Raw genomic sequence first — 23,192 nt, 5'->3', positions numbered from 1 at the left:
TTGAGTCTGGAGGTGGCAACAGCCTGCCACACCCGGCGGCGACCGCCGCCGGGTCACCGGTGGCCGGGCTACTTCTTGCCGCCCTTGGAACCCCGCCGCAGCACCAGGCGGGCGCCGCTCCAGTCCCGGCCGGCGTTGATCGCCGAGGTCTGCTGGAGCCCGGCGGTCTGCGCCGACTCGGCGACCTCGCTCGGCTCGACGTGCCCGTCCCGGCCGGCCTTCGGGGTCAGCAGCCACACGACTCCGGCGTCGGCCAGCGGGCCGAGGGCGTCGACGAGGAGTTCGAAGAGGTCACCGTCGCCGTCGCGGTACCAGACCAGCACCGCGTCGACCACCTCGTCGGTGTCCTCGTCGACCAGATCTCCACAGCGGTCGGTCAGGGCGTCGCGGAGGTCCTGGTCGACGTCATCGTCGTACCCCATCTCCATGACGACCATCCCCGGCTCGATCCCGAACCGGTCCGCCAGGCTGCGTACCCCGTCGGCGGCCTGACCTGCGGTCGCGCTCACTGTCGCGTGCCTCCTCATCTCATCCCTGCTCGCGGCGTCGTGCGACGCCGTCAGGCAAAGTCCACACAGTTGCGGGCCCACGCGCAAGTGGCGCACCGGGTGGAACGGAATTTACCGTGCCAGCAGCGTACGGGCACCCTGGGTAATGGCTTCCTCGGAGACCAGAACCTGACGGGCGGCCGGACCTAATGGTACAAACGAGTCGACCCCGGCAACTCGTCGCGCGGCGCCTACATATCCGGCGTCGACCAGCGCCGCGATGATCCCCTCACCGACGCCGCCGGACCGGCGCGTCTCATCCACCACCAGCACCCGGCCGGTCGCCGACGCCTCGCGGATGATGTCCGCCACGGGCAGCGGGGCCAGCCACCGCAGGTCCACCACCCGGGTGCCGATCCCCTCGTCGGCGAGGACGGCGGCGGCCCGCAGCGACATCCGCACCCCGTTACCGAAGGTGAGGATGGTGACATCCTGGGCCGAGCCGACGCCGTAGACCCGGGCGCGACCGATCGGCACGTGCCCGGCCGCCCACCCGCCGGGCTCAATGTACTGGCCCAGCCACTCGCCGTCGCCGGGTTCGTACAGGTCACGGGTGTGGTAGAGCGCGATGGGCTCCAGGAAGACGCAGACGCTGCCGTCCACCGCCGCGGCGGCCAGGCAGGTGCGCAGCAGCGGCGCGGCGTCGTCCGGCCGCGCCGGCACCGCGATCACCAGGCCGGGCACATCCCGGAGTACGGCCACCGAGTTGTCGTTGTGGAAGTGCCCGCCGAACCCCTCCTGGTACGCCAGCCCCGGCACCCGTACCACCATCGGGTTGCGGAACGCCCCCTGCGAGAAGAACTGCATGGTGGCCGCCTCGCCGCGCAGCTGGTCCTCGGCGTTGTGCAGGTACGCCAGGTACTGGATCTCCGGCACCGGCAGCAGCCCGGCCAGCCCGGCTCCCAGGCCCAGCCCCAGCACGGAGGTCTCGTCGAGCAGCGTGTCGAAGACCCGTGCCGGGCCGAACTTCTCGCGCAGCCCCTTGGTCACCCCGTACACCCCGCCCTTGGCGGCGACGTCCTCGCCGAAGACCGCCAGCTGCGGATGGGCGAGCAGCCCGTCGGCCAGGGCGGCGTTGATGCTCTGCGCGAGGGTGAGCGGGCCGGCCAGCTCCGGCGGCTTCCCGCCGAACGCCTCGACGCGGGCGCCGGCTCCCGACCCGCCGGCCCGCGCCGCCACCTCCGCCACCGCCGCGGCGACCCGTGCCGGCCTGCGGGGCGCGAGCGGGGCCACCACCTCGGCCGCCGTGGCGAGCTTGGGCTCGTCGAGCACCTCCTCGGCGATCCGGCGGATCTGCCAGCCGCGCTCGTCGTAACGGGACAGCAGTTCCCCGCCGGTGGCCAGCCCCGCGTCGACCAGCAGCCGGGCGGTGGCGAGCACCGGGTCGCGCGCCTCGTCCGCGGCGATCTCGGCGGCGCTGCGGTAGGCGCTCTCCGCGTCCGCGCCGGCGTGCCCCAGCAGCCGTACGGTGCGCAGGTGCAGCACCGCCGGCCGCCGGTGCCGGCGCACCCAGGCCGCCGCCTCGGCAGCCACCTGGTACGTCTCGACCGGGTCCGCGCCGTCGGCGGCGAACCAGCGCAGTCCGGGCCGGGCCCGCAGGGTCCGCTCGACCCAGCCCTGCGGCGAGCGGACGCTGATGCCCAGCCCGTTGTCCTCGCAGACGAAGAGCACCGGGATCCGCAGCCCGGTGTGGTCGTACCAGCCGGCGGTGTTCAGCGCGGCGGTGGCGCTGGCGTGGTTGACCGAGGCGTCGCCGAAGGAGCAGACCACGATGGCGTCCCGGGGCCAGGGCGAGCGCGGCGGGGCGTCGGCGCCGTCCCGGCGGCCGGCGGTCTCCACCCGGCGCAGCCGCTCCAGGGCCAGGCCCAGGCCGACCGCCCGGGGCAGGTGCGAGGCGATGGTGGAGGTGGTGGGCACCACCGCGAGGTCGGCCCGGCCGAAGACCTTGTGCCGGCCCCCGGCGAGCGGCTCCCGCGCCGAGGCGACCATCCCGCGCAGCACGTCCCGCGCGGCGGCCGCGTACGCGTCCGGCTGGACCGCGCCGAACGCCGGGTCGCCCGAGGTCGCGCCGCCACCCGCAGCACCGACGTCGATGGGGTCCGCACCCGGGTCGGCGAATGCGGGGACCGGCTCGACAGTGCCGTCCGTGCCGACCTGGTAGTCAGCCGGACCCGTGGGTGCGCCACCGACCGGGGACAGGTCCGGCCGAGTCGCCGCCTCGTCACCCGCCACCGGCGACGTGGCGTCATCGCCGGCGGCCTCGGGGACGTCGGAGGTGGGCGTGGCCTCGTCGTCGGCAGCCGGGAACTCGCCGGCCGCCCGGGCGGCGCGGGCGCAGTAGAAGGCGCCGGAGCGGTAGTGCAGCAGGGCCGGATCGGTGGGGCGCAGCGCGGCGGCGACGGCGGCGTTGGCCTCGTGCCCGGCCGAGCCGATGGTGTAGAAGCCCTCGCCGAAGCTGCGCAGCCAGCGGCCGGCCAGGTCGAGCTGGCGGCTGGTGACCTGGGCGTCGAAGAGGGCGAGCAGCTGGTGCCCGGTCAGCGTGGCGCCGTCGCGGACCGGCTGCGCGGGGTCACGCCGCCGCTCGGGCTCGGGCAGCGCGCCCAGGCTCTCCCGGAACCGGTCGTCGAGATGCTGCGGGGTGGTCACGTCGATCAGCATTACCGACGGAGGCCAGGGTCGCCCACTCGGACACGATCCGCCCGGCCGGGCTCACTCCGGGCCGCACTGCTCCGGGCAGCCGCCGTCGGAGACCTTCCAGACCAGCTCGCGCAGGGTGGCCAGCTCGGCGGTGCTCAGGCCGGCGAGCAGTCGCGAGTCGCTCATCACCTGGTGCACCCGCTCGCGCATCCGGCGGCCGGCGTCCGTCACGACCAGCGTCTTCTGCCGCCGGTCGGCCGGGTCGATCCGGCGCTCGACTAGCCCGGCCTGCTCCAGCTTGTCGACCAGCGCGGTCACGTTGGACCGGTCGCAGCGCAACTGCTCGGCGAGGTCGCGGGCGGGCAGCGGCCGGTCGGGGTCCAGCTCGTGCAGCGCGCGGGCCGCCGCCGGGGTCAGCCCCAGCTCGCCGACCTCGACGTCCTGGTAGTGCCGGATGGCGGAGGCGATGTGCATGATCCGGCGCACCGCGTCCCCGGCCAGCCCGGAGCGGTCGCCCAGGTCGGATCCGGCGGGGACGGTGCTCTGCGTCATGTCTCACATCCTACTTGCGGGCAGATAGTTGAGCAGCTCTACTATTGGCAAGCTCACGCATCTGCGATCGAAAGGATCCACATGTCCGACCTCACCGTCCTCGCCATCTCCGGCAGCCTCCGCGAGGCGTCGTTCAACACAGCGCTGATCCGGGCCGCGCAGCGGCTCGCTCCGGCCGGCCTGACCATCGAGCAGTACACCGACCTCGGCGCGATCCCGCCCTTCAGCGAGGACGTCGAGCCCGAGCCACCGGCGGCCGTGACGGACCTACGGGAGCGGATCGCCGCGGCGGACGCCCTGCTCATCGCCACGCCGGAGTACAACTACGGCGTCCCGGGCGTGCTGAAGAACGCCCTCGACTGGGCGTCGCGCCCCAGCTTCCCGATCACCTCGTGGGTCTCCCCACTGGCGCACAAGCCGATCGCCATCGTCGGTGCCGCGCCGACCGGAATGGGCACGGTCCGCGCCCAGCTCCAGCTGCGCCAACTCTTCCTCTGGACCGACTCCGCGGTGGTCACCAAGCCCGAGATCATCGTCACCAACGCCCACGAGAAGCTCGCCGCCGACGGCACCGTCAAGGACGAGACCACCGAGACCCTCCTGCGTGCCCTCCTCGACGCCCTCGCCACCAAGACCCGCGTAACCCAGCTCGCCACCGCCACCGCCTGACGCGCGCCCGCACCTCTCCTGGGCGCACTTTCACGGAAAGAGTGGCCATTCCGCGCGGGATGGCCACTTTTTCCGTGAAAGAGGGTCCCGAGCCGCGGAGGGTCAGGCGGGGAGGAAGGATAGGCGGACCTGGCGGGTGGGGTTGTCGCCGTTGGTGTCGACCAGGGTGAGGGACTGCCAGGCGCCCAGCGCCAGGCGGCCGTCGAGCACCGGCAGGGTCGCGTACGGGGGCACGAACGCCGGCAGTACGTGGTCGCGCCCGTGCCCCGGCGAGCCGTGCCGGTGCTGCCACCGGTCGTCGGTGGGGAGCAGGTCGTCCAGCGCCCGCAGCAGGTCGTCGTCGGAGCCGGAGCCGGTCTCGATGATCGCCAGGCCGGCGGTGGCGTGCGGCACGAAGACGTGCAGCAGCCCGTCGCCCTGGCCGGCGACGAACTGCTCGGCCTCGGCGGTGATGTCCTGGACGGTCGGCCGGGACCCGGTCCGGACGGTGATCACCTCACTGCGCATACGGCGCATTCTGCCGTACCGGCTCAGTAGCTGCCGCCGCCTCCGCCGTCCGAGCCACCCCAGCTCGATCCGCCACCGTCCGAGCCGCCCCAGCTCAATCCGCCACCGTCCGAGCCGCTGTGGGAACCCGAGCCGCCGTCGTGCCCGCCCCAGAAGCCCGAACGGCCTCCATCGGAGCCACCGGCCCGATCGGAGTCCGATCCATCATCGGGGCCGCCGCAGCCAGGGTCCACGCCGACTCCCCCGTACGGCCCCGGCGAGTACCAGCCGGCCGCCGCGTGGCGGGCACGGGACCGGCGACGGGGACGGCGGGCGTCCCCGGCCAGACCGATGACGAGCAGCAGCGCGAACCCGCCGAGGACCAGAAAGCCCACCATCTCCGGTTTGCCCTTCATGAGGCCGGCGAGCCCCACCGCCATGCCGGCCACGCCGGCGACGGTCGTCACGAGCCCCAGGAACACCGGATGCCTTCGCATGCCCGAAGGGTAGGGACGGCGGACAAGCGCCCGGTCGCCTAGCGCATCGGGCGGTTGCGCAAAGTTACCGGCGGGTACCTGTGTTGAGCGTCGCGTCTGGGGGAGCTAGACGTGACGACGGGTGCCACCAGGGGGCAGGATGGCGCTAGAGACCTATCCCACACACAACCGAGGGAACGCCTGTGGCTACGGAACGCAAGCGCCCGGTGATCACCGCTGGTCTGCCGAGCCAGCTTCCGGACATCGACCCTGAAGAGACCAGCGAATGGGTCGAGTCGCTCGACGGTGTCATCGACGAGCGCGGGACAAAGCGCGCCCGCTACGTCATGCTGCGCCTGCTGGAGCGGGCCCGTGAGCGCCAGGTCGGGGTGCCGTCGCTGACCACCACCGACTACATCAACACCATCGCCCCCGAGCGGGAGCCGTGGTTCCCGGGTGACGAGCACGTCGAGCGGCGGATCCGGGCGTACGTCCGGTGGAACGCGGCGATGCTGGTGCACCGGGCGCAGCGCCCGGAGATCAGCGTCGGCGGGCACATCTCCACCTTCGCCAGCTCGGCCTCGCTCTACGAGGTGGGCTTCAACCACTTCTTCAGGGGCAAGAACCACCCCGGCGGCGGCGACCACATCTACTACCAGGGTCACGCCTCCCCCGGCATGTACGCCCGGGCGTTCCTGGAGGGACGGCTGAGCGAGGACCAGCTCGACGGGTTCCGTCAGGAGCTGTCCCACCCGGGTGGCGGGCTGCCGTCGTACCCGCACCCGCGGCTGATGCCGGACTTCTGGGAGTTCCCCACCGTCTCGATGGGCCTCGGCGGCCTGAACGCCATCTACCAGGCCCGGTTCAACCGGTACCTGCACCACCGGGGCATCAAGGACACCTCCCAGCAGCACGTCTGGGCGTTCCTCGGCGACGGCGAGATGGACGAGCCGGAGACCCTCGGCGCGATCGGCGTGGCCGCCCGTGAGGAGCTGGACAACCTCACCTTCGTGATCAACTGCAACCTGCAGCGGCTGGACGGCCCGGTCCGGGGCAACGGCAAGGTCATGCAGGAGCTGGAGGCCTTCTTCCGGGGCGCCGGCTGGAACGTGATCAAGGTGGTCTGGGGCCGGGAGTGGGACCCGCTGCTCGCCGCGGACACCGACGGCGCGCTGGTGAACCTCATGAACACCACGCCCGACGGCGACTACCAGACCTACAAGGCAGAGTCCGGGGCGTACGTCCGGGAGCACTTCTTCGGCCGCGACCCGCGGACCCGCAAGATGGTCGAGCACCTCTCCGACGACGAGATCTGGAACCTCAAGCGGGGTGGCCACGACTACCGCAAGCTCTACGCGGCGTACAAGGCGGCGACCGAGCACACCGGGCAGCCGACGGTCATCCTGGCCAAGACGATCAAGGGCTGGACGCTCGGCTCGCACTTCGAGGCCCGCAACGCCACCCACCAGATGAAGAAGCTGACGCTGGAGGATCTGAAGACCTTCCGCGACCGCCTCTACCTGGACATCCCGGACAAGGCGCTGGAGGACAACCCCTACCTGCCGCCGTACTACACCCCGGGCGAGAAGTCCGACGAGATCGCGTACCTCAAGGAGCGGCGCCAGCAGCTCGGCGGCTACCTGCCGTCCCGGCGGACCAGCAGCAAGCGGCTGACCATCCCGGGTCCGGAGCGGTTCGCCGATGTCAAGCGCGGCTCGGGCAAGCAGAAGGTGGCCACCACGATGGCCTTCGTCCGCCTGCTCAAGGACGTGATGAAGGACAAGGAGTTCGGCAAGCGATGGGTGCCGATCATCCCGGACGAGGCCCGCACCTTCGGGCTGGACTCGATCTTCCCGACCGCGAAGATCTACTCGCCGCACGGCCAGCGGTACACCTCGGTCGACCGGGAGCTGTTCCTGTCGTACAAGGAGTCGACCACCGGGCAGATCCTGCACGAGGGGATCAACGAGGCCGGCTCGGTCGCCTCGTTCACCGCGGCCGGCACGTCGTACGCCACCCACGACGAGCCGATGATCCCGATGTACATCTTCTACTCCATGTTCGGGTTCCAGCGCACCGGCGACGGGCTCTGGGCGGCGGCCGACCAGATGGCGCGGGGCTTCCTGCTCGGCGCCACCGCCGGCCGGACCACGCTCAACGGTGAGGGCCTCCAGCACGAGGACGGGCAGTCGCTGCTGCTCGCCGCCACCAACCCGGCGGTCGTCGCCTACGACGCGGCGTTCGCGTTCGAGCTCGCGCACATCATGGAGAACGGCCTGCACCGGATGTACGGGGACGCGCAGGAGAACGTCTTCTACTACCTCACGGTCTACAACGAGCCGATCCACCAGCCGGCCGAGCCCGAGGGCGTGGACGTCGAGGGCCTGCTCAAGGGCATCTACCGCTACTCCCCGGCACCGCAGATGGGCGCGGACGCCCCGAAGGCCAACATCCTGGCCTCCGGCACCGGCATGCAGTGGGCCCTCAAGGCGCAGCAGGTGCTCGCCCAGGACTGGGGGGTGGCCGCCGACGTCTGGTCGGTGACCTCCTGGACCGAGCTGCGCCGCGACGCGGTCGAGTGCGAGGAGCACAACCTGCTCAACCCGGGCAGTGAGCCGCGGGTGCCGTACATCCAGCAGAAGCTGGCCGACGCCGAGGGGCCGAAGGTCGCGGTCAGCGACTGGATGCGCGCGGTGCCGGACCTGATCTCGCGCTGGGTCCCCGGCGACTACACCTCGCTCGGCACCGACGGCTTCGGCATGTCGGACACCCGGCACGCGCTGCGCCGGCACTTCCACGTCGACGCCGAGTCGGTGGCGGTCGCGACGCTGCGGCAGCTCGCGCTGCGCGGCACGGTGCCGGCGAACGTGCCGGCCGAGGCGGCCAAGAAGTACGCCCTCGAGGACGTCACCGCCGCCCCGGTCGGCGAGACCGGCGGCGACAGCTAGTCCCCGCGTACGACCGACGGGCCCGGCGCACCACGCGCCGGGCCCGCTGTCGTTCCCGGCCCGCCGCCTGCCGATCGACTCCACCTCGGCGACGTGGCGGTGTCCCGGTGCCGACGATGCCGCCACCTCGCCGACCTGGCGTCGAAGTCCACTCGCCAGGCGGCGCGGGAGCGGGGCCGGTCACGGAAGCGGCGGTGGTCCGGAGCCCCTGGCGGGGACGCCGGGCCACCGCCGTCGCGGGTGACGCCCTAGGACGCGCCCTGCTCAGCCGACGGCGGCCAGGTCGGTGAGGCGGGCCAGCGAGTCCTCCAGGTCGGCGCCGACCCGACGCAGCCCGAGCCGGAGCAGGGCCGCCTTGACCGGACCGGCCGGCCACCGTACGACGATGAGCCGCACGATCGTCCCGCCCTCCTCCTCGTCGGGAGTGAGCTGGACGTAGATCTCGGTGCGCGCCTCGGCCCGGGCGCCGGCGCCCCGGGCCCGCTCCCGCCACCCGATCAGGGTCGGCTCCTGGTAGGCGATCACCTCGGCCTCATGCGCCGCGCCGCGCCCGGCCTGGACCAGCTGTCGCCGGCCGAAGCCCTCCCCCGAGAGAACCTCGGCCGCGCGGACGCCCGCCAGCCAGGCCGGCAACTGCTCGGCCCGCTGCACGACGTCCCAGACCGCTTCCATCGGCGCCATCACGTGCGCACTGCGTTCCACGAGGATCATTTCTGTCTTCCCCCACTGAGGACATCCGCGATATTCCGCACTGTATGCGCAAATTCGGACGTACCAGGACGGGTTCGGAAAAGACACGCCGAAAACCCTTGCGCCGGCACCGCTGCGGGCCTATGGCGCTTCAAGGGTCCGCGCCCTAGAGTCCCGAACACGTCTCACGTTTCTGGGAGGGCGACTGTGACGACCGCGCCGATGCCCGCGTTCCCCGCCGGCTTCCGCTGGGGGGTCTCCACCTCCGCGTACCAGATCGAGGGTGGCGCCGACGCCGACGGACGCGGGCCGTCCATCTGGGACACCTTCGCGCACACCCCCGGGCGGATCGTCGACGGCAGCACCGGCGACGTGGCCTGCGACCACTACCACCGGCACGGCGAGGACGTCGCGCTGATGGCCGGGTTGGGCATCTCGGCGTACCGGTTCTCGATCGCCTGGCCCCGGGTGCAGCCCGGCGGGACTGGGGCGGCCAACCCGGCCGGCCTCGACTTCTACGACCGGCTCGTCGACGACCTGCTCGCCGCCGGCATCGACCCGGTGGCCACCCTCTTCCACTGGGACCTGCCGCAGCCGCTGGAGGACGCCGGCGGCTGGCTGAACCGGGACACCGCGCACCGCTTCGCCGAGTACGCCGACCTGGTCGCCGCGCGCCTCGGCGACCGGGTGAAGCTCTGGATCACGCTGAACGAGCCGTTCATCCACATGAGCCTCGGCCACGGCACGGGGGTGCACGCGCCGGGCCGGTTCCTGCTCTTCGACGCCCTGCCGGTCGCCCACCACCAGCTGCTCGGGCACGGCCTCGCGGTCGCCGCGCTGCGCGCCCGCAGCACCAGTGGAGTCGCCATCGCCAACAACTACTCGCCGGTGCGGCTGCTCGGCGGCACCGACGCCGACCGGGCCGCCGGGGCGGCGTACGACACGCTGCACAACCGGCTCTTCACCGACCCGCTGCTCGGCCGGGGCTACCCGCCCGGCTTCGAGGGCGCCCCGGTGCGCGACGGGGACCTGGACATCATCGCCGCGCCGATCGACGTGCTCGGGGTGAACTACTACAACCCGACCGGGATCCGCGCGCCGGAGGAGGGCGCGCCGCTGCCGTTCGAGATGGTGCCGCTGGAGGGCTACCCGAGGACCGGCTTCGACTGGCCGGTGGTCCCGGAAGGGCTGCGCGAACTGCTCACCTGGCTGCACGACACCTACGGCGAGGCGCTGCCCCCGATCCAGATCACCGAGAGCGGCTGCGCCTACGACGACGTACCCGGCGCCGACGGCCGGGTGCACGACCCGGAGCGGATCGCGTACCTCGACGGGCACCTGCGGGCGGTCCGGGCGGCGATCGACGACGGCGTCGACGTGACCGGGTACTTCGTCTGGTCGCTGCTCGACAACTGGGAGTGGGCGGAGGGCTTCACCAAGCGCTTCGGCCTGGTGCACGTCGACTTCGACACCCAGGTCCGTACGCCCAAGTCCTCGTACGCCTGGTACCGGGACCAGGTCGGCCGGCGATGACCACGATCGACCCGACGCCGACCTCGCTGCCGGCGGCGCTCGCCGAGCCGATGGTGCCGGTCCGGCGGAGCTGGATCGCGCTGATCTTCGCGGCCAACCTCGGCGTCTGGATGGCCTTCTTCACCCCGATCCAGGTGCTGCTGCCGCAGCAGGTCGAGCGGATCGCTCCGCTCGACAAGGAGGCCATGCTGGCCGTCGTCACCGGGATCGGCGCGCTCGCGGCGGTGCTCGCCAACCCGCTCGCCGGGGCGTTGTCGGACCGTACCTGCCTGCGGATCGGCGGACGGGAGTTCGGCCGCCGGCACGTCTGGACGGCGGGCGGGGCGGTGCTCGGCGCGCTCGCCCTGGTGCTGCTGGCCCGGCAGGACACCATCGCCGGGGTGACGCTGGGCTGGGTGGCCGCGCAGGTGTGCTTCAACGCGATGCTGGCCAGCCTGACCGCGGCCATCCCGGACCGGGTGCCGGTCGCCCAGCGCGGCGGCGTCTCCGGCTGGGTGGGCATCCCGCAGGCCCTCGGCCTGGTGGTCGGCGCGGTGCTGGTCACCGCCGTGGTCAGTGGCACCACCGCCGGGTACGCGGCCATCGCGGTGGCTGTGCTGCTGCTCTCGCTGCCGTTCGCGCTGCTCACCGCCGACGACCCGCTGCCCCGGGCGCACCGGCCGGCGCTGCGCTGGCGGGCGCTGGCCGCCTCGATGTGGATCAGCCCGCGCCGGCACCCGGACTTCGCCTGGGCCTGGATCACCCGTTTCCTGGTCCAGATCGGCAACGCGCTCGGCACCCTCTACCTGCTGTACTTCCTCACCGACGGGGTGCGCCACCCCGACCCCGAGGGCGCGCTGCTGGTGCTGATCCTGCTCTACACCGTCGGGATGATGCTGACCGCGGTGGTCGCCGGCCGGCTCTCCGACCGCTCCGGCCGGCGCAAGGTCTTCGTGATCACCTCCGGGGTGATCATGGCGGTGGCGGCGCTGCTGCTCGCCGTCGCGCCGGTCTGGTCGATGGCGGTGGCCGCCGCGCTGCTGCTCGGGGCCGGCTACGGCGTCTACCTGTCGGTGGACGCGGCGCTGATCACCGAGGTGCTGCCCCGCGCCACCGACCGGGCCAAGGACCTCGGGGTGATCAACATCGCCAACTCCGCCCCGCAGGTGCTCGGTCCGGCCATCTCCGCCCCGATCGTGGTCCACCTCGGCGGCTACCCCACCCTCTACGCCGCGACGGCCGCCGTCACCCTCCTCGGCAGCGCCCTCGTCCTCAAAATCCGCTCCGTCCGCTGACCCCCACCCCACCCCACCCCACCGCCCGCGCTTTCCCGGAAAGAGTGCTCATTCGGCGCCGAATGGCCACGCTTTCCGTGCAGGCGCGTGGATGTTGGGGGGTGTGGGGGGCGGCGTGGGACCCCTGGGGGAATGGGGTCGCGGGCGGCCGTAGGCTGGAGGACGTGACGGTACGTGTGCGCTTCGCCCCTTCCCCGACCGGTATGTTCCACGTCGGCGGCGCCCGCTCGGCGCTGCAGAACTGGATCTACGCCAAGCAGCAGGGCGGGGTCTTCGTGCTGCGCATCGAGGACACCGACGCGGCGCGCAACAAGCCCGAGTGGACCGAGGGCATCCTGTCCGCGCTGGAGTGGATCGGCATCGCCCGGGGCAGCTACGAGGGCCCGTACTTCCAGTCGCAGTACGCCGCGGAGCACCGCGCCGCCGCCCAGCGGCTGCACGAGGCCGGCCGGGCGTACTACTGCGACTGCACCCGCGAGGACGTGCAGGCCCGCACCGGCTCGCAGTACCAGGGCTACGACGGCTTCTGCCGGGACCGGGGCCTGGAGCCCGGGCCGGGGCGCGCGCTGCGCTTCCGCACCCCGGACGAGGGCGAGACCGTGGTGGTCGACCTGATCCGCGGCGAGCCGACCTTCGAGAACAAGCTGATCGAGGACTTCGTCATCGCCCGCGGCGACGGCTCCCCGGTCTTCCTGCTGGCCAACGTGGTCGACGACATGACCATGGGGATCACCCACGTGGTCCGGGCCGAGGAGCACCTGCCCAACACTCCCAAGCAGCAGCTGCTCTGGGACGCCCTCGGGGTGAAGCCGCCGGTCTGGGCCCACGTCCCGGTGGTGGTCAACGAGAAGCGGCAGAAGCTCTCCAAGCGCCGGGACAAGGTCGCCCTGGAGGCGTACCGGGACGAGGGCTACCTCGCCGACGCCATGCGCAACTACCTGATGCTGCTCGGCTGGGCGCCGTCGGGCGACCGGGAGATCGTGCCCTGGTCGGTCATCGAGGAGGAGTTCCGGCTGGAGGAGGTCAACCCCTCCCCCGCCTTCTTCGACGAGAAGAAGCTGCGGGCGTTCAACGGCGAGTACATCCGCGCCCTGCCGGTCGACGAGTTCGTGGCCGCCTGCCAGCCCTGGCTGACCGGCACCGACACGATCGCCCCGCCGCCGTGGCAGCCGGCCGAGTTCGACGCCGAGGCCTTCGCGGCGGTGGCGCCGCTGGCCCAGACCCGGATCGCGGTGCTCAGCGAGATCGTGCCGAACGTCGACTTCCTCTTCCTGGCCGACCCGCTGATCGACGAGGCCGCCTGGGCCAAGGCGATGAAGGAGGGCGCGGCCGAGCTGCTGGACGCGGCGATCGCCGCGTACGACGCGTTGGAGTCGTGGGACGCCGAGTCGCTGAAGGCGACCCTGGAGGCGGTGGGCGCCGAGCGCGGCCTGAAGCTGGGCAAGGCGCAGGCGCCGGTCCGGGTCGCGGTCACCGGCCGCACCGTCGGGCTGCCGCTGTTCGAGTCGCTGGAGGTGCTCGGCCGGGAGCGCACCCTGGTCCGGCTGCGCGCCGCCCGGGTCCGCCTGGTCTGAGACGTACCCGAGTAGGGCCCGCCGGGAATCGGCGGGCCCTACGTCGTAGCTGGGTCGGACCCGGTGACCGACCCGTCCCCGGCCGGGGACCGCCCGGGACCGGTCAGGAGCGGGTGGCGCGGCGGCGGAGCAGGGCGGCGCCGAGCCCGGCCACCACCAGCCCGGCGACGACCAGCCAGGGCCAGACCGGCGTGCCGTCGTCGTCGGAGCGGGCAGCGGGGACGGCCGGCCCGGCCGTCGCGGCGCCCGTCGACGGCAACGCCGTCCCCACGGACGGCGACGGGGGCGCCGAGGACGGCGACGGCGACGGGGAGGCCGGATCGGCCGGCGTGCCGGTGGTGAGGGTGAAGCGCACCTCCCCCTTCACCGGATGGCCGTCGCTGGAGGAGAGCTGGTAGCCGACGATGTAGAGGCCGGCCTTTCCGGGCTTGAACGGCACGGCGACCCGGCTGCCGGCGAACCGCGGCGCGGCGCCGGCGGCCGGCACGTTGTCCGGCCCGACCACTGTGATCTTCGTCGTAGCCGGGTCGACCCGGGACAGGAAACGCAGCTCGATCCGGGCGGGCGCCGCGGCGACCCGTGCGCCGTCGGCCGGGTCGCTGCCGGTCAGCGAGTTGTGCGCGGCCGCCGGCGTCGCCGGCAGCAGCAACGACACACCGAGCGCCACGCCCGTAACCGCTAGCGAGGTACGCGCCGTACGTGCGACCCTGCCCCCCATGAACCCCTCCACAAAGGTACGATCCGCCCGCTGATCAACGGCTGACCATTAGTCGGGCCCGGATCGCAGATAGTTCCAGATAATGGTCCAGCAGCTGCAACCTAGCGCCGTTCTGCGGAGTCTTTGAGGTGGGGGATCCCGGGCCTGCGGGCGCGGTCACCCCCATCGACGACCAACGCGTGACCCTGCAGCACAGCCATCCATCGAACGGGGCGAGGAGGCGGCTATGGTCGGAAGGGTGAGGCGGCTGCTCGGCGTGGTGGTCGCGATGGCGGCAGCCGTGGTGCTCAGCGCCGGAATGGCCGCGCCCGCGCAGGCCACCGGCCCGCAACGGGCCGCCCCGAAGCCGCCCCCCGCCGGGGTGGACATCACCGGCGACGGGCTGACCGAGCCGCTGCGGCTGCGTGCCGACAGCCAGCCCGCCGAGGTGCTCGCGGTGATCGACCAGGTCAACTGGTTCGGCCGCAGCGGCACCGCCGCCGGTCCCAAGCCCGCCGAGCTCGGTCCGAAGTACACGATCGTGGTGCTCGCGGGGGACGTGCCGAAGCAGACCTTCGACCTCTACCCGCTGGCCAAGGGCGGGCCCCGGGCCTACCGGCCGGCCAAGCAGCCGGACTCCCGCAGGACCAGCGCCGGCTGGTTCCTCGGCCGGCTCAACATGTCGGAGACGCTGCGTACCGCCGGGGTGCCGCTGGAGCGGCAGTTCGACACGGTCAGCGGCGGTGTCGGCGGCGGCGAGCGGGTCATCCCGGAGGACGCCCTCGACCCGGGCCGGGACATCGACGCCGCGATCAGCGAGTTGCAGCGCCTGCTGCTGCTCAACGCCGGCGTGATGCTGGTGATCACTTCCGGGCTGGCCGGGATCGCGCTGCTGGTCCGCCGCCGTACCCGCTGAGCCGCCCACCCGGGCGGCTCAGACCTCCAGCAGACTCAGACCTCCAGCACCACCTTGCCGCGGACGTGCCCCGCCGCCACCAGGCGCTGCGCGTCCGCGGCCTGCGCCAGGGGGAACGTCCGTTCGACGTGCACGGTCAGCCGGCCGGCGTCGACCAGCCCGGCCAGCACGGTGAGGTCCTGGGTGGACGGTTTGACGAAGACGTAGCTGCCACCGAGCCGGGTCACGTGCTCCGGGTCGGCGGTGGAGATCAGCCGGGCCGGGCGGGCGAGCAGCTCGGCGGAGGCGTCCAGCGCCGCCCCGCCGAACAGGTCCAGCGCCACGTCGATCCCGTCGGGCGCGACCGCGCAGAGCCGGTCGGCCAGGCCGTCGCCGTAGCCGACCGGTTCGGCGCCGAGCGCGCGGACGAAGTCGTGGTTGGCCTCGCTCGCCGTGCCGATCACCCGGTCGGCGCCGAGCGCCCGGGCCACCTGCACGGCCAGATGACCGACCCCGCCCGAGGCCCCGTGCACCAGCACGGTGTCCCCCGCGCCGGTGCGCGCCGCCTGCAACGCCTGGTACGCGGTGAGCCCGGCCAGCGGCAGGCCGGCGGCCTCCGCCCAGGACGACTGCGACGGCTTGTCGGCCAGGCAGCGCTCGGGGGCCGGAACCAGTTCCGCGTACGTGCCGTACTGGAGGTCGTCGCGGCGGACGTACCCGATCACCTCGTCGCCCACCGCGAACCCAGCCACCGCCGGCCCCACCGCGACCACCTCGCCCGCGGCGTCCCAGCCGGGCACCAGCGGGAAGTGACCGGGGATCGCGGCGGCCAGGTGGCCCTCGCGGACCTTCCAGTCGACCGGGTTCACGCCCGCCGCGCGCACCCGCACCAGCACCGTGTCGGGGCCGACCGGCGGGTCCGGCAGATCTCGCAGGGCGAGCTGGTCGGCCGGGCCGTACGCGTCGATCGCGATCGCCTTCACCCTGCCCACGCTAGCGGCCGGGCGGCCGCCGGGTGGTCAGCACCAGCGGTGCGGGGGCCGCTCCCGGCGGTCGGGGCGGCGGCTGGGGCGGACCGGGCCGTGCCGGTGCGCGCCGGCCCAGCCGGCCAGGTCGCTGCGGCAGGCCCGGGGGGTGGTCGGGTCGGGCTCGCCCGACGCGGCCGGCTCGCCGGCCGGCGGGCGCGGGCCCGGCTCGACGCCGCGCGGCCGGGACGTCGCCGCCTCCGGCGTGGCCGGTTCGGCGGGCCGCTGCCGGGGCACCGCCACCTCGTCCTCGGCCCGCTCGGGCGCCCAGCCGGCCTGCTCGGTCGGGCAGGGCACCGCCGCGAGCCGGCGGTGGGGCCGCAGCGGCCCCTGCTGCTCGTGGTTGCCGAGCCGGCAGGGCTCGCCCTGGGCGCAGCCGTGTTCGGCCTCCCCGTGCGCCATCCCGGTCTCCTCACGCTCGCGTCGCGCGCCGGGAGGTCGCCCCGGCGCCCACGTCACCGTACTGGCCGGCACCGACGCCGTGTGCAGCGCGTACCCGGGTTTCCGGGCTTCGGGCGGCGCGGAAAGATCGTCTCCTGGACCGGCGGAAAGCACCACCAGGACCCAGGTGAGCCGGATCCTGACCAAACCGGAGCTGCGCAGCCGGGTGCGGGCGGGGGCTGATCGCGCCCACTGACCGCCCGGCGTGGATCGCCAGGTCAGCACATGTCAGGCTGGACCGGTGAGCGAGCCGGGCGGGATGGAGCTGTCGGCCACGCTCCGCCGGATCGAACGGGCGGCGGGGGCGTTGGCCACCGCCAGCGTGGCCCGGATGGACGAGAGCCTGCCCTGGTTCCGCGAGCTCCCGGCCGACCAGCGCTCCTGGGTCATGCTGGTGGCCCAGGCCGGGGCCCGGTCCCTGGTGCAGTGGCTGCGCTCGGGCGGCGGCAGCGCGGACAGCACCCAGGAGGTCTCCGACGAGGTCTTCGCCACCGCGCCGGAGGCCCTCGCGCGCTCGATCAGCCTCCAGCAGACGGTGGCGCTGATCAAGGTGACCATCGACGTGGTCGAGGAGCAGGTGTCGCACCTGGCCGCCCCGGGCGAGGAGCAGCAGCTGCGCGAGGCGGTGCTGCGGTTCTCCCGGGAGATCGCCTTCGCCGCCGCCCGGGTGTACGCCCGGGCCGCCGAGTCCCGCGGGTCGTGGGACGCCCGGCTCCAGGCGCTGCTGGTCGACGCGCTGCTGCGCGGCGACTCCCCCGACGTGCTGGCCAGCCGGGCGGCGGCACTGGGCTGGACGGACGCGCCGCCGGTGGCGGTGGCGGTGGGCCGCTCCCCCGGCGGGGAGGTGGCCGCCGTGCTGCACACCGTCTACCGGCAGGCCCGCCGGATCGGCGTGGAGGTGATCGGCGGCGTGCACGGCGACCGGCTGGTCATCGTGCTCGGCGGGGCGGCGGACCCGGTGGCCGCCACCGAGAAGCTGCTGCCCGCGTTCGGCGACGGGCCGGTGGTGGTCGGGCCGGCCGTACCCAGCCTGGACGAGGCGACGGAGTCGGCGCGGGCGGCGCTCGCCGGGTTCCGCGCCGCGCCGGCCTGGCCGACCGCGCCGCGCCCGGTGCCGGCGGCGGAGCTGCTGCCCGAGCGGGCCCTCGCCGGCGACGCCGAGGCCCGCCGGCGGCTGCGGCACGACGTGTACGCGGCGCTGGTGCGCGCCGGCGGCGAGCTGCTGGAGACCCTGGACGCCTTCTTCACCGCGGGCGGGACGCTGGAGAGCGCGGCCCGGTCGCTGTTCGTGCACCCGAACACGGTCCGCTACCGGCTGCGCCGGATCGCCGAGGTCACCGGCTTCTCGCCGCTGTCGCCCCGGGACGCGTTCGCCCTCCAGGTGGCGCTGACCGTCGGACGGCTCGACCCGGTCGTCCCGGCGGTCACTGCCGTCCCGACCCAGACAATGACCCCAGGCGTCAGGAAAACGTCACAGGCGGGTGATGACCGCCGTTGATTTTTGTAGGATCCCTCCAAAGGTTCTAGTGCGGTTTGGTCGGTGACGGCACAGCGCTACCCAGAGGTATCCAGGAGAGTCATAGACGTGCTCGCCGTACTCTCTCCCGGCCAGGGTTCCCAGAAACCCGGCTTCCTGACCCCCTGGCTCGACCTGCCCGGCACCGAGTCCCGCCTGCGGTGGTGGTCCGCGCTCGCCGGGGTCGACCTGGTGCACCTCGGCACCGAGGCCGACGCCGACGAGATCAAGGACACCGCCCGGACGCAGCCGCTGCTGGTCGCGGCGGCCCTGCTCGCCGCCGAGCACCTGCCGATGTACGACGTCGCGGTCACCGCCGGCCACAGCGTCGGCGAACTCGGCGCCGCCGCCCTCGCCGGGGTGCTGCCGGCCGAGGCGGCGATCACCCTCGCCGGGGTACGCGGCCGGGAGATGGCCGCCGCCTGCGCCCTGGAGCCCACCGGGATGGCCGCCGTGCTCGGCGGCGACCCGGACGAGGTGCTCGCCGCGATCACGGCGCACGGGCTGCACCCGGCCAACCGCAACGGCGCCGGCCAGATCGTCGCCGCCGGGGCACTCGACGCGCTGGACAAGCTCGCCGCCGAGCCGCCCGCGAAGGCCCGGATCACCCGACTCAAGGTCGCCGGCGCCTTCCACACCCCGTACATGGCCCCGGCCGAGGCCGCGCTGGCCGGCGTGGCCGCCGGGATCACCCCGGCCGAGCCGGCCCGGATCCTGCTGTCCAACCTCGACGGCTCGGCGGTCAACCACGGCCGGGAGATGGTGCAGCGGCTGGTCCGCCAGGTCACCGCGCCGGTCCGCTGGGACCTGTGCATGCGCACCCTGGCCGACCTCGGGGTCACCGGCGTGGTCGAGCTGCCCCCGGCCGGCACCCTGGCCGGGCTGGTCAAGCGGGAGCTGAAGGCCACCGGCGGGCCCGAGATCGTCACCCTCAACACTCCCGACGACCTGCCGGCCGCGCGCGACCTGATCGCCCGGCACAGCGGGCTGCGCGGCCACGAGCCGGTGGTCCAGTTCCGGGTGGTGGTCTCCCCCGCCGCCGGCACCTTCGAACCGACCGCCGACCTCGCCGAGGGCGCCGACCTGCGCACCGGCCAGGTGATCGGCCACATCGCGACCCGGCAGGGGCCGGTCGAGGTGACCGCGCACGACAGCGGCCTGCTCACCGAGTGGCTCGCCCACCACGACGACCCGGTCGCGCCGGGCCAACCCCTCGCCCGCATCGGAGGCCACGTATGACCGGCAGTCGGATCCTCGCGATGGGCCACTACCAGCCCTCGCGTGTCGTCACCAACGACGACATCGCCCAGCTGGTCGACACCAACGACGAGTGGATCCGGGACCGGGTCGGCATCGTCACCCGGCGGATCGCCGACGGGGAGACGGTGGCCGACATGGCGACCGCCGCCGCCGGCAAGGCGCTGGCCAACTCCGGCCTCACCGCCGCCGACATCGACCTGGTCGTCGTGGCCACCTGCACGTCGGTCGACCGCAGCCCGAACGTGGCCTGCCGGGTCGCCGCCAAGCTGGGCATCGGCGCCCCGGGCGCGTACGACATCAACACCGCCTGCTCCGGCTTCGCGTACGCCCTCGGCACGGTGGACCACGCGATCCGGGCCGGGGCGGCGCGCAACGCGATCGTCGTCGGCGCGGAGAAGCTCTCCGACTTCACCGACTGGACCGACCGCTCCACCTGCATCATCTTCGGCGACGGCGCCGGGGCCGCGGTGGTCACCGCCGCCGCCGAGGGCGAGCCCGCCGGGGTCGGCCCGGTGGTCTGGGGCTCGGTGCCGGAGAAGAGCGACGCGGTACGCATCGAGGGCTGGCGCCCGTACATCGCGCAGGAGGGTCAGGCGGTCTTCCGCTGGGCCACCACCGCGCTGGCGCCGCTCGCCCTGCAGGCCTGCGAGCGGGCCGGGGTCGACCCGTCGGAGCTGGCCGCGTTCGTGCCGCACCAGGCCAACGCGCGGATCATCGACGGCATCGCGAAGCGGTTGAACATCCCGCAGGCGATCATCGCCAAGGACATCGTCGAGTCCGGCAACACCTCGGCGGCGAGCGTGCCGCTGGCCCTGTCCAAGCTGATCGAGCGGCGCGAGGTGCCCTCGGGCGCCCCGGTGCTGCTGTTCGGCTTCGGCGGCGGCCTGACCTACGCCGGTCAGGTCGTCCGCTGCCCCTGAGACCCCCTCCGGCGCGCCAGCGCCGAGGAGTGGCGGTCGGCAGGTCGCCGGCCGCCGAGTAACCCCCGATGAGAGGAACCAACCGAAATGACCCGTGACGAGATCACCACCGGCCTCGCCGAGATCCTCGAAGAGGTTGCCGGGGTGAACCCGGACGACGTGGCCGAGGGGAAGTCCTTCACCGACGACCTCGACGTCGACTCGCTCTCCATGGTGGAGGTCGTGGTGGCGGCCGAGGAGAAGTTCGGCGTCAAGATCCCGGACAACGAGGTGCAGAACCTCAAGACCGTCGGCGACGCCGTCACCTACATCGAGGCGCAGTCCTGATCATGAGTCGCATCGACGTCGTCGTCACCGGGCTCGGCGCGACCACCCCGCTGGGCGGGGACGTCGCGTCGACCTGGGACGCCATGCTCGCCGGCCGCTCCGGGGTGAGTGCGCTCACCCAGGAGTGGGCCGGGCAGCTGCCGGTCCGGATCGCGGCCCAGCTGGCCGTCGACCCGGCCGGCCTGCTGGACCGGGTCAAGCTCCGCCGGCTCGACCGTTCCGAGGCGATCGCGATCATCGCGGCGCAGCAGGCCTGGGCGGACGCCGGCCTGGCCGACTCCGGGCCCGACCCGGACCGGCTGGGCGTCAGCGTCGGCTCCGGCATCGGCGGCGCGCTGACCCTGCTCGCCCAGGACGACATCCTGGAGGCGTCCGGCCCGCGCCGGGTCTCCCCGCACACCATCCCGATGCTGATGCCCAACGGCCCCGCCGCCTGGGTGGGGCTGGAGCTGGGCGCCCGGGCGGGCGTCCACTCGGTGGCCAGCGCCTGCGCGACCGGCGCGGAGGCCATCGCGCTCGGCATGGACATGATTCGTGCCGGCCGGGCCGACGTGGTGGTGGCCGGCGGCACCGAGGCGGTCATCCACCAGCTGCCGATCGCCGGCTTCAGCTCGATGCGCGCCATGTCGACCCGCAACGACGAGCCGGAGCGCGCCTCCCGCCCCTGGGACAAGGGCCGCGACGGGTTCGTGCTCGGCGAGGGCGCCGGCATCCTGGTGCTGGAGCGGGCCGAGCACGCGGCCGCCCGGGGCGCCCGGGTGTACGCGCGGCTGGCCGGTTCGGGCATCACCTCCGACGGCTACGACATCGTCCAGCCGCACCCGGACGGTGCCGGCGCGATCCGGGCCATCGCCAAGGCGATCGCCGACGCGGACGTGGCGAAGTCGGACATCGTGCACGTCAACGCGCACGCCACCTCGACCCCGGTCGGCGACATCGCCGAGATCAAGGCGCTGCACGAGGCGCTCGGCGACCACCCGGTGCTGACCGCCACCAAGTCCATGACCGGTCACCTGCTGGGCGCGGCGGGCGCGCTGGAGTCCATCGCCACGATCCTGGCGATTCGCGACGGTGTCGTACCCCCGACGATCAACCTCGACGACCCGGACGACGGCCTCACTCTGGAGGTGGCCGCCAACAAGGCGCGCCACCTGGACATCCCCGCCGCGCTGAACAACTCGTTCGGCTTCGGCGGACACAACGTGGCTCTCGTCTTCACGCGGGCCTGAGACCACAGCCTTGGAGGCTCCCGTGACCACCACCGCCGTTGGTGCGGACACATCCATCGTGGACTACCGGGATCCGGAGCTGCGCCTCCGGGCCCTGTTCGACGCCGGTTCGCTGCGCCTGCTGGCGCCGCGGGACACCTCCGGCGTCCTCTGGGCGCGGGGTGAGATCGACGGCACGCCGGCGATCGCGTACGCCACGGACGCCACGAAGATGGGCGGCGCGATGGGCACCGAGGGGTGCCGGCACGTCGTCGACGCGATCGACACCGCCGTCCGGGAGCGGGTGCCGGTGCTCGGCCTCTGGCACTCCGGCGGCGCCCGGCTGGCCGAGGGCGTGGTCGCGCTCGACGCCGTCGGGCAGGTCTTCGCCGCCATGGTGCGCGCCTCCGGCCGGGTGCCGCAGATCTCGGTGGTGCTCGGTCCGGCGGCCGGTGGTGCGGCGTACGGGCCGGCGCTGACCGACATCGTGGTGATGAGCGGCGCCGGGCGGATCTTCGTCACCGGCCCCGAGGTGGTCCGCAGCGTCACCGGCGAGCAGGTCGACATGGAGCGGCTCGGCGGCCCCGAGCCGCACGGCCGGCGCTCCGGCGTGGTGCACGTGACCTGCGCCGACGACGAGGCGGCGATGGTCGAGTCGCGCAAGCTCGCCGCGCTGCTCGGCCGCCAGGGCCGGCTCTCCCCCGACGACGTGGCGACCGGCGTCGAGGACGGCCACGACCTGATGGCGAAGATGCCGGCCGAGACCAACCGGGCGTACGACGTCAAGCCGGTGGTCAAGGCGCTGCTGGACGCCCCCGGCGTGGAGCTGCACGCCAAGTGGGCGCCGAACGTGGTCACCACGCTCGGCCGGTTCGCCGGCCGGACGGTCGGCGTGATCGCCAACAACCCGTTGCGGCTGGGTGGCTGCCTCGACGCGTCCAGCGCCGAGAAGGCGGCCCGCTTCGTGCGGATGTGCGACTCGCTCGGGGTGCCGCTGATCGTGCTGGTCGACGTGCCCGGTTATCTTCCCGGCCTGGGCCAGGAGTGGGACGGCGTGGTCCGGCGCGGGGCGAAGCTGCTGCACGCCTTCGCCGAGGCGGTGGTGCCGCGGGTGACGCTGGTGACCCGCAAGGCGTACGGCGGCGCGTACATCGCGATGAACTCCCGCTCGCTCGGCGCGACCGCGGTCTTCGCCTGGCCGAACGCGGAGGTCGCGGTGATGGGCGCCAGCGCGGCGGTCAACATCCTGCACCGCAAGAAGCTCGCCGCCGCCCCGTCGGAGGAGCGCGAGACGCTGCGCGCGCAGCTGATCGAGGAGCAGACCCGGGTCGCCGGCGGGGTGAACCGGGCGCTGGAGATCGGCGTGGTGGACGACGTGATCAAGCCGGAGGAGACCCGGCGCCGGATCGCCGAGGCGCTCGCCGGGGCGCCCGCCGCCCGGGGCGCGCACGGCAACATCCCGCTGTAGACACCGGTCGTACCAGTCAGGGTCCGCGCCTTTCCGGGCGCGGGCCCT

Annotated in this window: 21 protein-coding genes; 12 read left to right on the top strand and 9 right to left on the bottom strand. The window is 73.6% G+C overall.

Annotated features, from left to right (window positions below):
- Window positions 1–68: 68 nt before the first annotated feature.
- The 3 genes from GA0074696_RS10585 to GA0074696_RS10575 form a co-directional block, all read right to left on the bottom strand.
- Window positions 69–509, bottom strand: coding sequence for a DUF3052 domain-containing protein (locus tag GA0074696_RS10585; protein ID WP_088960940.1), 441 nt, complete (start codon window positions 507–509; stop codon window positions 69–71).
- 111 nt (window positions 510–620) lie between these two features.
- On the bottom strand, window positions 621–3,206 hold the full coding sequence (locus GA0074696_RS10580; RefSeq protein WP_088960939.1) for a transketolase C-terminal domain-containing protein: 2,586 nt from the start codon (window positions 3,204–3,206) through the stop codon (window positions 621–623).
- Between the two features lie 51 nt (window positions 3,207–3,257).
- Complete coding sequence (locus GA0074696_RS10575) at window positions 3,258–3,737, bottom strand: MarR family winged helix-turn-helix transcriptional regulator (RefSeq protein ID WP_088960938.1); 480 nt, start codon at window positions 3,735–3,737, stop codon at window positions 3,258–3,260.
- Window positions 3,738–3,818: 81 nt separating this feature from the next.
- Between GA0074696_RS10575 and GA0074696_RS10570 the strand changes: the two genes are divergently transcribed.
- A complete protein-coding gene (locus GA0074696_RS10570; protein ID WP_088960937.1) occupies window positions 3,819–4,406 on the top strand; it encodes an NADPH-dependent FMN reductase in 588 nt (195 codons plus the stop codon).
- A gap of 102 nt (window positions 4,407–4,508) precedes the next feature.
- Here GA0074696_RS10570 and GA0074696_RS10565 read toward each other — a convergent pair whose 3' ends face one another.
- The gene (locus tag GA0074696_RS10565; protein WP_172894248.1) at window positions 4,509–4,913 is read right to left on the bottom strand and encodes a YjbQ family protein; all 405 of its coding nucleotides are present in this window, start codon (window positions 4,911–4,913) and stop codon (window positions 4,509–4,511) included.
- Window positions 4,914–4,936: 23 nt separating this feature from the next.
- Window positions 4,937–5,389 (bottom strand): hypothetical protein, encoded by a 453-nt coding sequence (locus GA0074696_RS10560; RefSeq protein WP_157745865.1) that lies wholly within the window; start codon window positions 5,387–5,389, stop codon window positions 4,937–4,939.
- Window positions 5,390–5,571: 182 nt separating this feature from the next.
- Between GA0074696_RS10560 and aceE the strand changes: the two genes are divergently transcribed.
- Window positions 5,572–8,316 carry a pyruvate dehydrogenase (acetyl-transferring), homodimeric type gene (gene aceE / locus GA0074696_RS10555; RefSeq protein WP_088960934.1) on the top strand — a complete coding sequence of 915 codons (2,745 nt, stop codon included), beginning with the start codon at window positions 5,572–5,574 and terminating at the stop codon, window positions 8,314–8,316.
- 264 nt (window positions 8,317–8,580) lie between these two features.
- Here the strand turns inward: aceE and GA0074696_RS10550 are convergent, their stop codons facing one another.
- A complete protein-coding gene (locus GA0074696_RS10550) occupies window positions 8,581–9,027 on the bottom strand; it encodes an SRPBCC family protein (RefSeq protein ID WP_088960933.1) in 447 nt (148 codons plus the stop codon).
- A gap of 201 nt (window positions 9,028–9,228) precedes the next feature.
- Between GA0074696_RS10550 and GA0074696_RS10545 the strand changes: the two genes are divergently transcribed.
- The 3 genes from GA0074696_RS10545 to gltX all read left to right on the top strand — a co-directional run bounded on the left by GA0074696_RS10545 (window position 9,229) and on the right by gltX (window position 13,387).
- Window positions 9,229–10,539, top strand: coding sequence for a GH1 family beta-glucosidase (locus tag GA0074696_RS10545; protein ID WP_088960932.1), 1,311 nt, complete (start codon window positions 9,229–9,231; stop codon window positions 10,537–10,539).
- A complete protein-coding gene (locus tag GA0074696_RS10540; protein ID WP_088960931.1) occupies window positions 10,536–11,813 on the top strand; it encodes an MFS transporter in 1,278 nt (425 codons plus the stop codon). Before GA0074696_RS10545 ends, GA0074696_RS10540 begins: the two co-directional genes overlap by 4 nt.
- Before the next feature lie 164 nt (window positions 11,814–11,977).
- Complete coding sequence (gene gltX, locus GA0074696_RS10535; protein ID WP_088960930.1) at window positions 11,978–13,387, top strand: glutamate--tRNA ligase; 1,410 nt, start codon at window positions 11,978–11,980, stop codon at window positions 13,385–13,387.
- Between the two features lie 103 nt (window positions 13,388–13,490).
- On the opposite strand, the gene GA0074696_RS10530 is transcribed toward gltX, so the two are convergent.
- Window positions 13,491–14,054: a copper resistance CopC family protein gene (locus GA0074696_RS10530; RefSeq protein WP_231925322.1), complete on the bottom strand. Its 564-nt coding sequence runs from the start codon at window positions 14,052–14,054 to the stop codon at window positions 13,491–13,493.
- Between the two features lie 277 nt (window positions 14,055–14,331).
- On the opposite strand from GA0074696_RS10530, the gene GA0074696_RS10525 reads away from it, so the two are divergent.
- Entirely contained in the window at window positions 14,332–15,000 is a 669-nt protein-coding gene (locus GA0074696_RS10525; RefSeq protein ID WP_088960928.1) for a hypothetical protein, read from the top strand.
- Between the two features lie 35 nt (window positions 15,001–15,035).
- Here GA0074696_RS10525 and GA0074696_RS10520 read toward each other — a convergent pair whose 3' ends face one another.
- Both GA0074696_RS10520 and GA0074696_RS10515 read right to left on the bottom strand, forming a co-directional pair.
- Window positions 15,036–15,962 (bottom strand): NADP-dependent oxidoreductase, encoded by a 927-nt coding sequence (locus tag GA0074696_RS10520; protein ID WP_088960927.1) that lies wholly within the window; start codon window positions 15,960–15,962, stop codon window positions 15,036–15,038.
- A gap of 36 nt (window positions 15,963–15,998) precedes the next feature.
- Window positions 15,999–16,406 (bottom strand): hypothetical protein, encoded by a 408-nt coding sequence (locus GA0074696_RS10515; RefSeq protein WP_088960926.1) that lies wholly within the window; start codon window positions 16,404–16,406, stop codon window positions 15,999–16,001.
- Between the two features lie 298 nt (window positions 16,407–16,704).
- Here GA0074696_RS10515 and GA0074696_RS10510 point away from each other — a divergent pair, with 298 nt between their 5' ends.
- The 6 genes from GA0074696_RS10510 to GA0074696_RS10485 all read left to right on the top strand — a co-directional run bounded on the left by GA0074696_RS10510 (window position 16,705) and on the right by GA0074696_RS10485 (window position 23,144).
- Entirely contained in the window at window positions 16,705–17,943 is a 1,239-nt protein-coding gene (locus GA0074696_RS10510) for a PucR family transcriptional regulator (protein ID WP_231925424.1), read from the top strand.
- A gap of 87 nt (window positions 17,944–18,030) precedes the next feature.
- Window positions 18,031–19,200 carry an acyltransferase domain-containing protein gene (locus tag GA0074696_RS10505; protein ID WP_088960924.1) on the top strand — a complete coding sequence of 390 codons (1,170 nt, stop codon included), beginning with the start codon at window positions 18,031–18,033 and terminating at the stop codon, window positions 19,198–19,200.
- Complete coding sequence (locus tag GA0074696_RS10500; RefSeq protein WP_088960923.1) at window positions 19,197–20,141, top strand: beta-ketoacyl-ACP synthase III; 945 nt, start codon at window positions 19,197–19,199, stop codon at window positions 20,139–20,141. Before GA0074696_RS10505 ends, GA0074696_RS10500 begins: the two co-directional genes overlap by 4 nt.
- 87 nt (window positions 20,142–20,228) lie before the next feature.
- Window positions 20,229–20,468 carry an acyl carrier protein gene (locus tag GA0074696_RS10495; RefSeq protein ID WP_088960922.1) on the top strand — a complete coding sequence of 80 codons (240 nt, stop codon included), beginning with the start codon at window positions 20,229–20,231 and terminating at the stop codon, window positions 20,466–20,468.
- Window positions 20,469–20,470: 2 nt separating this feature from the next.
- Complete coding sequence (gene fabF / locus GA0074696_RS10490) at window positions 20,471–21,697, top strand: beta-ketoacyl-ACP synthase II (protein ID WP_088960921.1); 1,227 nt, start codon at window positions 20,471–20,473, stop codon at window positions 21,695–21,697.
- Between the two features lie 22 nt (window positions 21,698–21,719).
- On the top strand, window positions 21,720–23,144 hold the full coding sequence (locus GA0074696_RS10485) for an acyl-CoA carboxylase subunit beta (protein ID WP_088960920.1): 1,425 nt from the start codon (window positions 21,720–21,722) through the stop codon (window positions 23,142–23,144).
- The last annotated feature ends 48 nt before the right edge of the window (window positions 23,145–23,192 follow it).

Source organism: Micromonospora purpureochromogenes, assembly GCF_900091515.1.
Classification (GTDB): Bacteria; Actinomycetota; Actinomycetes; order Mycobacteriales; family Micromonosporaceae; genus Micromonospora; species Micromonospora purpureochromogenes.
This window is presented reverse-complemented; position numbering and strand designations above follow the sequence as displayed.